Here is a 14,161-nt window from a genome sequence, read left to right on the forward strand (position 1 = left end):
ATCATCGCGCGCCGATAAAGGTTGCTTTCACCCCATCAATCCGCATTCATCCGGACGGTCTCCACCCCTTGCTGTAGCCGATTTTGGCACCGGTTGCATAGCGAGACTCCGTTTAAATGTGGCAGCGTTGTATTTTAGCAAGCATTTCCCAGGAGTTTCAGCCGTTCGGCACGACGAAATTAAGGCAAAGCGGGCAGCAAGATGCTGCGTCGCACTCAGTGTTGTAAAAATGTGGCCAGTGCGGGAATGCCGGTCGTTTGCAGAAAGGCGCCGATCGAAGTCGAAAGCGCTATTCTGCCGCCGTCAATGAAGACGGCATGGTCAGCAAGGCGTCTGACTTCCGCCGGATCATGCGAGACGATGAGGACCGTGTTGCCCGTTTCCCGGTGAAGGGTCTTCAGCAATTCGACCATTCCGGAGCGCAGGCCGGGATCGAGCGCTGCAAAGGGCTCGTCCAGCAGCAGGATCGGCTTGTCGCGCACCAGCGCTCTTGCGAAGGCAGCGCGCTGCCGTTCTCCGCCGGACAGCGTTCCCGGCTTTCTCTTCTCGAAACCGGGGAGCCCGACACGCGTCAGCGCTTCGGAGACCCTCTGCCGGTCTTGTGCCGAGAGCCTCAAGGAAGGGCTGATGCCAAGGCCGACATTGGTGAAGAGGTCGAGATGGGCGAAAAGATTGTTGTCCTGGAAGACAAGCGACACAGGTCGCTCTGCGGGATGCTTGCCGGTGACGTCCTGCCCGGCAAGCAGGACGCGGCCGCGATCGGGCTGTTCGAAACCGGCCAGCAGATTGAGGAAGGTCGACTTGCCCGAGCCGGAGGGACCTGCGACGGCGATGATCCTGCCTTGCGGCAACGCGCAATCGAACTGGAAATCATGCGTGCCGAGGCGCAGTTCGACGCCGGTCATGGTGATGCTGCGTTCGATCATGTTGCTGCCGTCAGTCATTGTGCCTGCTTTCGCCGTCGCGGGTGCCTTGGCCCGCCGTGCCGGCGATGGTGAGGAGAAGGCATACCACGCCGAGGATCAGGGCATATCCATCGGCATCGTTGGTGCGGTAGCTTCCGAGCTTGCTGTAGACGAGCCAGGGCAGGGTCATCAGGCTGCTGGAGCCGAAAAGAGCGACGGCGCCGAGATCGCCGAGCGACAGGGCCATGGCGAAGGAGAGCGCGGTGAAGAGCGGCTTGCGAAGGCCCGGCCAATCGATCAGGCGAAGGCGGGAGATACCATGAAGGCCGAGGCTTGCCGCCAGCCGTTCGGTGCGGCGGCGGTGGATGACATAGGCCGGTTCCAGCACGCGAATGACGAAGGGTAGCGCCATCAGGGCGTTGATGACGATGATGAGGGCGGCGGCGAAGCGGCTGGGGTCGCCGAAGGGTCTGAGCGCCAGGAACCAGCCGGTCGCCAGCACGATCGGCGGGACAAGCAGGATGAGGGAGGAGCTTGCGCTCAACGCGATCGACAAGCCGCGCAGGCCGAGGTTCTTGCTGCGCTCCGCTGATATCACCGATCGGGCGCGAATGACCGCAAAGGAAATCAGGACGGCCAGAAGACCGGCGGCGAGTGCGATGAGAAGGCTTGTTATCGCCGCCTGCAGAAAGATCGGCTGGCCGGCGAGTTTCAGGAGGTTCACCTCCAGGCCCGTCACGACGACCGAGGCGAGAGGCAGGCCGAGAAAGAGTGCCGCAGCCAACAGCAGAGCGGCATCGACCCAGCGAGCAGCCGGCACTTGACCATCGATGCGCCGCAGGGCGCGGCCGCTCGTCAGTCCATGATCGTCAGGCGCGCGAAATAGTGTCATCGCGCCTAAAACAATGAGGGTGATGGCGATCTGCAGCAGTGACAGCATCACGGCGCGGCCGGGATCGAAATCGAAGCGCAGGGCCTGGTAGATTGCCACTTCGAGTGTCGTTGCCGCGGGGCCACCGCCGAGGATCAGCACCAGCGTGAAGCTGGTGGCGCAGAGCATGAAGATCAGGCCGGCGATGCCGGGGATGAGACCGCGCAGGACCGGCCATTCGATGAAGCGGAAGATCGATGCCGGCCGCATGCCGAGCCCACCGCCCACGAGCCAGTATTCCGCCGGAACGCGCTCCAGCCCGGCCAGCATCAGCCGGCAGGCGAGCGGCATATTGAAGAAGACATGCGCCAGCAGGATGCCGGCAAGGCCGTAAATGCTGACAGGCTGCGACAGGCCGAGGGCTGACAGCGTCTGATTGAGCAATCCTTGGCGTCCCCATATGCCGAGCAGGCCGAGTGCACCGATCAGGACGGGCAGGCCCATAGGCACGGCCATCAGCCGGATCAGCCACAGCCGGCCCGGAAAGCGCGGTTGGCGCGCCAGGGCGCGGGCGACGGGGATGGCAAGGAGAATGGAGAGCAACGTCGATAAGGCCGCTTGCAGCAGGGTGAAGCGAAGCACCCGCAGCAGATAGGGATCGGTAAGCGTGGTGTCGCCGCCGGACTCGATACCGGCGGCAAGAAGGATGACGACGGCGATCGCGACGAAAAGGGCGATGCCGGCGAGGCTGAATGCCCCGCCGGAAATGGCGCGTTTTCTTTCGGATGCGGTCAGCATGGGTGAGAGATCAGTTGGTGCTGGTGGCGGTCAACCACTCGTCGATCCAGGCCTTGCGGTTCTTCTCGACGACGTCCGGGCTCATCAGGAAGGTCTTCGTCGGCACCACCAGCTTGCCGAAGGCGTCCGGCAGCGGCGTGGAGGTGGCGGCGGCCGGCATCATCCAGTTGCTGGTGGGGATGATGTCCTGGAAGCCTGTGGAGACCATGAACTTCAGGAAGTCGCGGGCGAGGTCCTTGTTCGGAGACGCCTTGACGAGGCCGGCGACTTCGATCTGGATGTAATGTCCCTCGGAGAAGGCGGCCGCCTGATAGCGTTCCGTCTTGTCCTCGATCATGTGATAGGCCGGCGAGGTCGTGTAGGACAGCACCATCGGCGCTTCGCCTTTGGTGAAGAGGTCATAGGCTTCCGACCAGCCGGGCGTGACGGTTAGGATACGGCCCTTGAGCTTGGTCCATGCGTCGGCTGATTTATCACCGTAGATCGATTTGACCCAGAGCAGCAGGCCGAGGCCCGGCGTCGAGGTGCGCGGATCTTCGATGACGATCTTCTGCGAGGGGTCGCCCTCGACGAGATCCTTCATGCTCTTCGGCGGGTTCTTGACGGTCTGGGTGTCGTAGATGACGGCGAAATGGCCGTAATCATAGGGCACGAAGACATCATCCTTGAAATCGCCGGGAACCTTGAGGGCCGATGTATCGACGCCGCTGGTGTCGAAAAGGCCAGTATCCTTGGCTTCGTCGACCAGGTTGGTGTCGAGGCCAAGAACCACATCGGCCTTGGTGCCGGCGCCTTCGAGCTTCAGGCGGGAGAGCAGCGCCACGCCATCGGTGACGCTGACGTAATTGACGGTGCAGCCGCATGTCTTTTCGAAAGCGGCCTTGACCTTGGGGCCCGGACCCCAATCGGCGGTGAAGCTTTCATAGGTGTAGATGGTCAGCGTCTTGTCGGCCGCTGCGGCGGGCTGCGTGGAAAGAAATGTTGCGCCGGCGGCAAGGGCCAGGCCGGTGAGCAGTGACAATAGTGAACGGTCGAGCATCAGAGCGCCTCCTTTTGGTTTCGTCGTCAAGGGGAAAAGGGCGCTATGATTTCGTCACGCGTCTAATCCCTCCGCCGGTGTTAGCCGGATCAGGTTCCGCGGGTTGGCTGGTGAAAGCCTCTCAGCCAGATGTCCGAAAGGACATAAGGCACCCCGTTAGAGCGTCGGCAGATTTAGCCTTGTGACGAAGGGATGACAAGGGGAATGATTCCCCTGTCGATTGCAGGCTGCGCGATCTATTCGGCAGCTTCGGCGCTAACCGTGCTTTCGAATTTCTTTGTCGTGCCGGGCAGTTGCACGTTTTTCAATGTCAGCGATGTCAGAAGACCGAGCAGGCAAATGCCGGCGGCCGTCATGAACAGCGGGCTGAAGGCGCCTGCATAGGCATTGGCGACGGCCTCGCGCGTGGCTTCCGGCAAGGCGGCCATCATCTTCGGCGTCAGTTCCTCGATGTCGGAAACACCTGCGATCGAGACACCGACACTACCGAGCTTGGCCGCGATGATGGCGCCGTAGATGGAGATGGCGATCGAGGCGCCGCCCATGCGCGACAGCGTGACGGCGCCGGTGGCGGCGCCGATGTCGCGGGCACCCGCAGCGTTCTGTACCCCGATGACGGGCACCTGCTGCGCAAGGCCGATGCCGATGCCGTGCAGCAGCATCAGGCCGCCGATGAGGGCGATGGGGGTGCCGGCATGGACGAAGGCCAGCGAAGCGAATGCAATGGTGCTGCAGGCGGCGCTGGCAACCGCGAAGGGCTTGTAGCGACCCCTTGCCGCGATCAACCGGCCGGCGGAAAGCGAGCCGCAGACGAGGCCGCCGGTCAGGAGGATGAACAGCAGGCCGGCCATCGAAGGCGACAGGCCCGTTGTCGTCTGCAGGAACAGTGCGAAATAGTTGACCATGCCGATGGCAACCGCACCGCTGGTGATCGAGATGATCAGAAGCAGACCGAATGTCGGATTGCGGAAGAGAGTCATCGGAACGATGGGCTCAGGCGCGCGGCGTTCGATGAAGACCCAGGTAATCGCGCAGATAACACCGAAGGCGATGATTCCGAGACATTGCGGCGACAGCAGCGATCCGAAGAGTTCGGTGCCGTCTGCGGCCAGCACGATGCTTGTGGTCGTCAGCGCAAGGACCAGCGCGCCGGCATAATCGATCTTTGGCCGGCGGCTCGGCTTGCGATAGGGCAGCATGGTGGCGAGACCAGCCAGCACGACGAAGCCGATCGGGACGTTGACGAGAAAGATCGAGCGCCAGCCGAACAGATCGCTCATCGTGCCGCCGAGAACGGGGCCGATGGCACCCGACGCCATCAGCACGAGGCTTGAATAGCTCTGATAGCGGGCGCGTTCGCGCGGTTCGAACAGGTCGGCATTGACGGCGAAGATCGACACCATGATGCCGCCGCCGCCGAAGCCCTGCAACACACGGGCGGCGATCAACGTGTTCATCGACACGGCAAGGCCACAGACGGCGGAGCCCACGGTGAAGATCGCAATCGCCGTCATCATCACATATTTGCGGCCGAAGAGGTCGCCGAGCTTGCCATAGACAGGCATGACGGCCGAAAGCGAGAGAAGATAGGCCGAGCCGATCCAGCCGAAGCGCTCGAGATGCCCGAACTCGCCGACGATCGTGGGCAGTGCCGTCGATACGATCTGGTTATCCAGCGTTGCCATGAACATGGCAGTCATCAGAAACAGGAAAAGGATAAGCCGCCGCCTGGGATCCGTCACGAGCGGCGCGAATGTTGTCTGCATGTCCATGGAACAAGATATCCGAGCTTGTCCGAAACGCTGCGCAGCCGAACGAATGCGCGGGTCGCCCCGGTTTCATATGGGAAACATATGTGCTATTAGCATATAATTGTCAATGACAGGTGAATGCTGTTTGCATGTTTTATTTCTTTTCCGCCTCTGATATGGTGGAAAGATGACATCTGCGACGAATACACGTGAAGTTGAAGCCCCGCCGCTGACCGAAGACGAGGATCTCCTGCTGATCGGTCAGGCGATGACGCGCATGCGCCTGCTGACCGGCCGCCGCATGATCGGCAGGCTCGCCATCCAGAACGTTGCCCCAGGGCTTGAGCTTTCGCATCTTGACGTTCTCGACGTCGTGAGACGTGCCGAGGCCACGGGCGAGGTGACGGTCGGCACGATCGCCGAAGTGTTGCGCATTGATCCGTCGCGGGCGAGCCGCATCGTTGCCGACATGGTGGCGCGCGGCGTGTTGCGGCGAAAGGCATCCCAGGCCGATGCGCGGCGCATCGTCGTGGTGCTCACCGCGCTCGGGCAGCGGTTGTTGTCGGAAATCCAGGCACAGAAATACTCCATCATCGGCAGCATCTTTGCCGATTGGTCGCCTGAGGACATCGCGAGTTTCTCGCTGCTGTTCGATCGCTATGTCACGGGCTATGAAAGCGTTATCCAGACCCGGCTCACGGAAACCGCAGACTGAGCGGTCCGCATGGGCGGTTCTTGCGGCCGTCGCTCTTCCCTAGGGATAGGACTTTGCGCTATGGGCTTGGCGCATGAGCCAGTCCACCACCTTCACCATCCTGCTCGGCGGCGAGCTTCGCCTGACGGACCGATTGCGCGCTGCCGTTTCCGGTAGCCGTTTTATCGCGGCCGATGGCGGCATGCGCCATGCCTTGGCGCTCGGTGTCGAACCGGAACTGTGGGTGGGTGATTTCGACTCGACGCCTGCCGATCTTCTGGCGGCCTTTCCCGGCGTGCCGAAGCAGCCCTATCCGGCCGCCAAGGCTGCAACCGATGGCGAGATTGCCGTATCGGAGGCGATCGATCGCGGTGCCGTCAGGCTGATCCTGGCAGGCGCCATGGGCGGCGAGCGCTCGGATCATGCAATCCAGCATCTGCTCTACGGCGTTCGCCTTGCCGAACAGGGTCTTGATGTGCTGCTGACATCAGGTGATGAGGAAGCGGTTCCGCTTCTGCCGGGGCAGATGGAAATCGCGCTGCCACAAGGCTCGCTGTTTTCGGTGCTCGGCTTCAGCGACCTGACGGGCCTTTTCATCGAGAATGCCCGTTATCCCTTGCGCGACTTCCACCTGCCTTTCGGCGCGTCGCGCACCATTTCCAATGTGGCGGAAGGTGCTGTGCGCTTTTCGCTCGGCAGCGGCAGGGCGATCGTTCTTGCCCGCCCTTATGATCTTACCGGAGTCTGATCTTGGCCCCTCCTATTCTGAAACTCGACGATATCTTCCTGAGCTTTGGCGGCGCGCCCCTTCTGGCCGGCGCCGGGCTGCAGGTGGAGCCGGGTGACAAGATCTGTCTGGTCGGCCGCAATGGTTCCGGCAAGTCGACGCTGCTGAAAATCGCCGCCGGCATGGTCGAAGCGCAGTCGGGCGAGGTATTCCGCCATCCGTCGTCAACCGTGCGCTATCTCGAACAGGCGCCGGATTTCGCCGGTTACAAGACCGTGGCCGCCTATGCGGAAGCCGGTCTCGGGCCGGGCGATGATCCCTATCGTGTCACGTATCTGCTCTCGCATCTCGGCCTGACCGGCGAGGAAGATCCGAACAATCTTTCGGGCGGCGAGGCCCGCCGCGCGGCTCTGGCCCGCGTTCTGGCGCCGGAGCCGGATATCCTGCTGCTCGACGAACCGACGAACCATCTGGACTTGCCGACCATCGAATGGCTGGAAGGCGAATTGCAGAAGAGCCGCAGCGCTCTCGTGCTGATCTCGCACGACCGTCGCTTCCTCGAAAAGGTTTCGACCGCCACGGTCTGGCTCGACCGCGGCACCTCGCGCCGGCTGGACCGGGGCTTTGCCCATTTCGAGGCATGGCGCGACCAGGTGCTCGAAGCCGAGGAGCTGGAACAGCACAAGCTCGGCAAGCAGATTGAGCGCGAGGAGCACTGGCTGCGCTACGGCGTGACCGCGCGGCGCAAGCGCAATATGCGTCGCCTTGGCGAATTGCAGGACATGCGCTCGCGCCATCGCGGCCATAAAGGCGCCTTGGGAACCGTGCAGGCGGCGGCGTCCGATGCGCAGGAAAGCGGCAAGCTGGTGATCGAGGCAGACAAGATCACCAAGGCCTATGGCGACAGGGTGATCGTCTCGCCGTTTTCGATCCGCGTCCATCGCGGCGATTGCATAGGCCTCGTCGGCCCGAATGGTGCCGGCAAGACGACGCTTCTGAAGATGCTGACCGGGCAGCTGGAACCCGATAGCGGCACGGTGAAGCTCGGCACCAATCTGGAGATCGCAACGCTCGATCAGAAGCGCGAGGAGCTTGATCCGGAGGATACGCTCGCCAATTACCTCACCGACGGTCGCGGCGAAAACCTGCTCGTCAATGGCGAGCAGCGGCATGTGACGGGCTACATGAAGGAATTCCTGTTCCAACCGGAACAGGCACGGACGCCGATCAGGAACCTCTCAGGCGGCGAGCGTGCCCGGTTGATGCTGGCGCGCATCCTGTCGCGGCCGACGAACCTGCTCATTCTCGACGAACCGACAAACGATCTCGACATCGAGACGCTTGATCTGCTGCAGGAAATTGTTGCCGGCTTTTCCGGCACCGTCATCCTCGTCAGCCACGACCGTGACTTTCTCGACCGCACCGTGACCTCGACGATCGCGCCTGCCAATCCGGAAGAGCCTGATGGCCGCTGGATCGAATATGCAGGCGGCTATTCCGACATGCTGACCCAGCGCAAGGGTGCGATGGAAGAACGCAAACGCGCGGAAAAGGCTGCGGAAAAGCCGAAGGCCGCCGAGGCCGGGGCATCCGCCGCCGATGCTTTGAAGGGCAAGGCCAAGCTTTCCTACAAGCAGAAATTTGCGCTGGAGAACCTGCCGAAAGACATGGCCAAGGCGGAGGCAGAGATCGCCGCCCGCGAAAAGAAAATGGCCGATCCTAACCTCTTCACCAAGGATCCTGCGACGTTCAATCGTCTTGCGGCCGAGATGGAAAAGCTGCGCGAAGGCCTGACCAGGATGGAAGAGGAATGGCTGGAGCTTGAAATGCTGCGTGAGGAACTCGAGAGCTGAGGCTCGGATCTGCTCATCCTATGCGCGTTCATCTATATGAGAAAAAACAAAAGGTTGCGCTGTGTCGCTACCGCCTCATTCCCTGTTGTCGAATCCAATAAACCGTTTATACATTAACCCATGTTGCCGGACCATGAGCCGGTTGATACCCCCGGGCCACCGCGGCCCGTGGCGCATGTTGGGGAAGTCCGAAGAGACCTGATTGGATTTCGCCTGATGGCGACGGGTCCTTCGCAGAAAGTAGCAAGCAAATTTCGTGATCGCTTAACGCGGCGGCGCTCCTTGCTGTCCGCGGTTTTCCGAGGGGGCCTTCATGCCGGTGCTGCCGCGTTCCATTTTGTTCAGCTGTGTTATTGCCGTTTTTTCCGGTGCTCAGGCTTTGGCGCAAAGCGCGCCGCCGGCTGCGCCCGTGACGGTCGCCAAGCCCGTCGTTCGCGACGTCATCGATAGCGACGAATTCATCGGGCGCTTCCAGGCGGTCGATGAGGTCTCGGTACGGTCGCGGGTCGGCGGCTATCTGCAGGAGGTGCACTTCAAGGACGGCACCATGGTCAAGCAGGGCGACCTGCTTTTTGTCATCGACCAGCGGCCGTTCATCACCACGCTGAACGAGTCGACGGCTTCGCTCGAAGTGGCGAAATCGTCGCTGACGCTCGCCGACGCGCAATTCAAGCGGACGGAATCCCTGTCTACGACGGGCAGTCAGTCGGCCTCGACGCTGGATGACCGCCGCCGCGACCTCCTGTCTGCGCAGGCGAATGTTCGCGGCGCCCAGGCAGCCGTCGATCGCGCCAATCTCGATATGGATTTCACGAAGATCACCGCGCCGCTCAGCGGCCGGATCGACCGGCGTCTGATCTCGGTCGGCAATCTCGTGCAGGCCGACCAGACTATCCTCACGACCATCGTGTCGCTTGACCCGATCGATTTCTATTTTGACGTCGATGAACGCCGGCTGCTTTCCTATGCCGATCAGGCCCGCAAGAACGGCAGTGCCCTGCAGCAGGGCGGCGGCGGTCTCGATGTCACGGTGACGATCGCCGATTCCAAGCAGAAGCCCTTCAAGGGCAAGCTCGACTTCGCCGAAAACCGCGTCGACAACCAGACGGGCACGATCCGTGTCCGCGCCACCTTCCCAAACCCCAATCTCATTCTCCAGCCCGGCCTGTTCGGGCGCGTCCAGGTGCAGGGGTCCAACAGCTACAAGGCCATCCTGGTGCCCGACGAAGCCATCGGCTCGGATCAGAACCAGCGGGTGGTCTATACCGTCGACACGGCCGGCAACGTCACGCCGAAATCCGTGCGGCTGGGGCCGAAGCTCTATGGCTACCGCGTCATCCGTGACGGCATGACCGGTGACGAGACCATCATCGTCAACGGGCTGATCCGCGTCCGGCCTGGCGTCAAGGTTGCGCCTCAGCTGATCGAGCTGCCGCAGGAAGCGACGAACGACGAGCCGCCTGCGCAGGCGGATGCACAGGGGACGGATCAATGAGGTTTTCCCATTTTTTCGTCGACCGGCCGATTTTCGCGTCGGTTCTCTCCATCGTGCTGCTGATCGTCGGCGGCATTGCTTATTTTCAGCTTCCGGTGGCGCAGTATCCCGAGGTCGCGCCTCCGACAATCGTGGTGCGCACCTCCTATCCGGGTGCCGATTCCCAGACGATCGCCGATACGGTGGCAACGCCGATCGAGCAGGAGGTCAATGGCGTCGAGGACATGCTCTATATGTCCTCCTATTCCAGCGCCGACGGCTCGATGGCACTGACCATCACCTTCAAGCTCGGCACTGATCTCGACAAGGCGCAGGTGCTGGTTCAGAACCGCGTCGCCATCGCCGAGCCACGGCTGCCCGACGATGTCCGCCGCATCGGCATTACCACGGTCAAGAGCTCGCCGGACCTGATGATGGTCGTGCACCTGCTCTCCCCAAGCAACCGCTATGATCAGCTCTACATCTCCAACTATGCCCGCACGCGCATCCGCGACCTGCTCGTTCGCCTCGATGGTGTTGGCGACGTGCAGCTCTTCGGCGAGCGGCAATATTCGCTGCGCATCTGGCTCGATCCTGAAAAACTTGCCGCTTATGGCATGACCGCCGGCGACATCGTCCAGGCGCTGCGGGACCAGAACGTGCAGGTTTCGGGCGGTTCGATCGGCGGACCGCCGGTTTCGGGCACCAACGCCTTTCAATATACGGTGACGACGCAAGGGCGTTTTTCCGATGCACGGCAATTCCGTTATGTCATCGTCAAGGCGACGGATAGCGGCCGCCTCGTGCAGCTACAGGACGTGGCACGCATCGAACTCGGCGCGCAGGACTATGTCACCAACAGCTATCTGAACGGCAACCCGGCGGTCGCGCTCGGCATCTTTGCCCGTCCCGGCACCAATGCGCTCAATGCCGCCGCCGACATCGAAAAGACGATGCAGAGCCTGGCGCAGGATTTCCCTCAAGGCCTCGAATATCGCATCGTCTACAATCCCACAGAATTCATCGCGGAATCGATCAACGAGGTCTACAAGACGATCTTCGAAGCAGCCGTGCTCGTTGCCATCGTCGTGCTGGTCTTCCTGCAATCCTGGCGAACTGCGATCATTCCGATCGTCGCCATTCCGGTATCGCTGATCGGTACCTTCGCTTTCCTGCTCGCCTTCGGCTTCTCGCTGAACATGCTGACGCTATTCGGTCTGGTGCTTGCCATCGGTATCGTTGTCGACGACGCGATCGTCGTGGTCGAGAATGTCGAGCGAAATCTGGCGCTGGGGATGACGCCGAAGGAGGCGTCGCATGTGACGATGAACGAGGTCGGCACTGCGGTTCTGGCGATTTCTCTGGTACTGATCGCTGTCTTCCTGCCGACAGCCTTCATTCCGGGCATAACGGGGCAGTTCTATCGGCAGTTCGCGGTGACCATCTCCATCGCAACGGCGATCTCCTGCCTGAATTCGCTGACGCTGTCGCCGGCGATCGCGGCGATCGTGCTGCGTCCCCATGATCACAAGAAATCCAACAATATCGCCTCTCGTTTCGGCCGCGCTCTGGGCGATGGTTTCAACCGGGGCTTCGAGTCGATGAGCCGGGGCTATTCCTGGATCATCCGCCATCTGGTGACGACCTGGGTCGCGCTAGGCTGTGCCCTTCTGGTTTTCGTCGGGCTGCTCGGTGCGACATGGTACATGGGCAGAATCGTGCCGCAGGGCTTCGTTCCCACCATGGACCAGGGCTATGCCATTGTCGTCGTGCAATTGCCCGATGGAGCGTCGCTGGCGCGCACCAACGCCGTCATCGAGAAGGCGACGGCGATCATCAACAAGACGCCCGGCGTGGAAAATGCAGTCGCCTTCGCCGGCTTCAATGGTGCGACCTTCACCAATGCCTCGAATTCCGGCGTCATCTTCACGCCCTTCAAACCCTTCGAGGAGAGATTGAAGAGCGGCGAAAGCGCCATGAAGATCATCGGCCAGCTTTATGGCAGCCTCCAGGGCATCCAGGAGGCCTTCATCATCGCCATTCCGCCGCCATCGATCCGCGGCGTCGGCAATTCCGGCGGCTTCAAGATGCAGATCATGGACCGGGAAAATCCGGACATGCGCCGTATCCTGCCGCTGGCCTATCAGATGATGGGTGCTGCCGCGCAGAATAAGGGCGTCAGCGGCGTCTTCACCACCTTCTCGGCCAATAGCCCGCAATATTTCCTGGCGATCGACCGCGACAAGGCGCGGGCGCTGAACGTGCCGATCCCGAATATCTTCGAGACGCTGTCGATCAACCTCGGCACATCCTACGTCAACGACTTCAACGCCTTCGGCCGCGTCTACCAGGTGCGGGCGCAGGCCGACCAGCAATATCGCATGGACCGCGAAGATATTCTGGCGCTGAAGGTTCGCTCAGCGACCGGCGCTCTCGTGCCGCTCGGAACGCTTGTCGATATCCGGGATACGACGGGGCCGGCGCTCGTGCAGCGCTACAACATGTATGTCTCGGTTCCCATCCAGGGTAATCCGGGGCCGGGCGTTTCCACGGGCAGCGCGCTCGACACCATGGAAGGGCTGGCAAAGAGCCTGTTGCCGGCGGGCACGACCTTCGAATGGACGGAACTTGCCTATCAGGAAAGGAACACCGGCAATACGGCGGTTTATATCTTCGCCCTGTCGGTCATCTTCGTCTTCCTGGCGCTTGCGGCCCAGTATGAAAGCTGGACCCTGCCCCTCGCCATCATCCTGATCGTGCCACTGGCGGTACTGGCTGCATTGATCGGGGTGCATCTCAGGGGCATGGACAACAATATCCTGACGCAGATCGGCTTGATCGTGCTGATCGGCCTTGCGGCCAAGAACGCGATCCTGATCGTCGAGTTTGCCCGACAGGCGCAGCTTGAAGGAAAGAGTGCGGTGGAGGCGGCGATCGAGGCCAGCCATCTGCGTCTGCGCCCGATCCTGATGACGGCCTTCGCCTTCATCTTCGGCGTCGTGCCGCTGATGATCGCGACCGGGCCTGGTGCGGAAATGCGCCAATCGCTCGGCACGGCGGTCTTCTCAGGCATGCTCGGCGTGACGCTGTTCGGCCTGTTCCTGACGCCGGTGTTCTACGTCGTGCTGCGTCGTGGGCGCAAGCAGGTGGAGGCGACTGCCGAAGAGCCATCAGCCTCCGACGCGGCAGCGCAATAGCAAGACTTAGAGCGGCTCAGCTTTCCATGGGATTGCTGAGCCGCTCTAATCCTCTGCTTTCATTCAAGTCGGACGGAAACCGCCGCGCACCTTTCTAAATCTAAAGATGCGGATTGCGCGGGCGGTACTTCTTTACCAGCCGCTGATTGGTCTCCTTGGCGCCCGGCATGTTGGCGCTGAGGTAGACCGGCGGTTCGCCATCTTTGCAGAGCTCGGCAGCGACATCGGCGAAGATGGCGTTCAGCACCGTGGTGCCGATGGCCGTCGATGCCGGGCCGACCTTCAGCTCCGTGCCCGGCAGGTCGATGATGGCGTCGCCCGGCGGCAGGCCGTTGTCCAGCACGATATCGGCGATATCCGCAAGCCTTCGGCGGCCATTGGCAATGACAGCCGAATAGGCGAGCGAGGTGATGGCGATGACGGTGGCGCCGATTTCGCGGCCGAAGTCGGCAGCCTCAATCGGTGCGGCATTGACGCCGGAGTTGGAGGCGATGATCAGCACATCGCCCGGCTGCATGCCGTAACGCTCGAAGACCGGGCGGATGAGGCCCTCCGTACGCTCATAGACCGAGCTGATGACGGCGCCTTCGTGCAGCATGGCGGAGCCAACCAACACAGGGATGGTGAAGGCGAGGCCGCCGGCGCGATAATGCACCTCTTCCGCCAGCATATGCGAATGGCCGGTGCCGAAGACATAGACACGGCGATCGCCGCGGGCGGCTGCGCAAATAGCGGCCGAAGCCTTCGACATCGGTTCAGCGAGCGTTTCGCGCATGCTTTCCAGCCGGCCGATGAGGGCGGAGAAATAGCTGTCCGTGACTGCGGTCATGCCGAGCCTCCTTTTCGAGTGTT

10 protein-coding genes and 1 riboswitch are annotated in these 14,161 nt (G+C 61.9%); of the genes, 5 read left to right on the forward strand and 5 right to left on the reverse strand.

Features of this window, described 5'->3' with window-relative positions:
- Nucleotides 1-215: 215 nt before the first annotated feature.
- From ACQZ6F_RS19550 to ACQZ6F_RS19565, 4 genes are all read right to left on the reverse strand, one after another.
- Nucleotides 216-944, reverse strand: coding sequence for a thiamine ABC transporter ATP-binding protein (locus tag ACQZ6F_RS19550; RefSeq protein ID WP_449093951.1), 729 nt, complete (start codon nt 942-944; stop codon nt 216-218).
- A complete protein-coding gene (thiP, locus tag ACQZ6F_RS19555; RefSeq protein WP_449093950.1) occupies nt 937-2,574 on the reverse strand; it encodes a thiamine/thiamine pyrophosphate ABC transporter permease ThiP in 1,638 nt (545 codons plus the stop codon). Before thiP ends, ACQZ6F_RS19550 begins: the two co-directional genes overlap by 8 nt.
- Nucleotides 2,575-2,584: 10 nt before the next feature.
- On the reverse strand, nt 2,585-3,613 hold the full coding sequence (gene thiB, locus ACQZ6F_RS19560; RefSeq protein WP_449093949.1) for a thiamine ABC transporter substrate binding subunit: 1,029 nt from the start codon (nt 3,611-3,613) through the stop codon (nt 2,585-2,587).
- Between the two features lie 49 nt (nt 3,614-3,662).
- Nucleotides 3,663-3,779: riboswitch (TPP riboswitch) on the reverse strand.
- A gap of 70 nt (nt 3,780-3,849) precedes the next feature.
- Nucleotides 3,850-5,385: an MDR family MFS transporter gene (locus tag ACQZ6F_RS19565; RefSeq protein WP_449093948.1), complete on the reverse strand. Its 1,536-nt coding sequence runs from the start codon at nt 5,383-5,385 to the stop codon at nt 3,850-3,852.
- Between the two features lie 166 nt (nt 5,386-5,551).
- Here ACQZ6F_RS19565 and ACQZ6F_RS19570 point away from each other — a divergent pair, with 166 nt between their 5' ends.
- The 5 genes from ACQZ6F_RS19570 to ACQZ6F_RS19590 all read left to right on the forward strand — a co-directional run bounded on the left by ACQZ6F_RS19570 (nt 5,552) and on the right by ACQZ6F_RS19590 (nt 13,309).
- Complete coding sequence (locus ACQZ6F_RS19570; protein WP_077470511.1) at nt 5,552-6,079, forward strand: MarR family winged helix-turn-helix transcriptional regulator; 528 nt, start codon at nt 5,552-5,554, stop codon at nt 6,077-6,079.
- A 73-nt stretch (nt 6,080-6,152) separates the two neighbouring features.
- Nucleotides 6,153-6,806, forward strand: coding sequence for a thiamine diphosphokinase (locus ACQZ6F_RS19575; RefSeq protein WP_068389905.1), 654 nt, complete (start codon nt 6,153-6,155; stop codon nt 6,804-6,806).
- Between the two features lie 2 nt (nt 6,807-6,808).
- A complete protein-coding gene (locus ACQZ6F_RS19580) occupies nt 6,809-8,638 on the forward strand; it encodes an ABC-F family ATP-binding cassette domain-containing protein (protein WP_449093947.1) in 1,830 nt (609 codons plus the stop codon).
- 313 nt (nt 8,639-8,951) lie between these two features.
- Nucleotides 8,952-10,133 carry an efflux RND transporter periplasmic adaptor subunit gene (locus ACQZ6F_RS19585; RefSeq protein ID WP_077470513.1) on the forward strand — a complete coding sequence of 394 codons (1,182 nt, stop codon included), beginning with the start codon at nt 8,952-8,954 and terminating at the stop codon, nt 10,131-10,133.
- Complete coding sequence (locus ACQZ6F_RS19590; protein ID WP_449093946.1) at nt 10,130-13,309, forward strand: efflux RND transporter permease subunit; 3,180 nt, start codon at nt 10,130-10,132, stop codon at nt 13,307-13,309. Before ACQZ6F_RS19585 ends, ACQZ6F_RS19590 begins: the two co-directional genes overlap by 4 nt.
- Nucleotides 13,310-13,409: 100 nt before the next feature.
- Here ACQZ6F_RS19590 and ACQZ6F_RS19595 read toward each other — a convergent pair whose 3' ends face one another.
- Complete coding sequence (locus ACQZ6F_RS19595) at nt 13,410-14,138, reverse strand: SIS domain-containing protein (protein WP_449093945.1); 729 nt, start codon at nt 14,136-14,138, stop codon at nt 13,410-13,412.
- Nucleotides 14,139-14,161 lie beyond the last annotated feature (23 nt).

It is taken from the genome of Rhizobium sp. A22-96 (assembly GCF_053521805.1).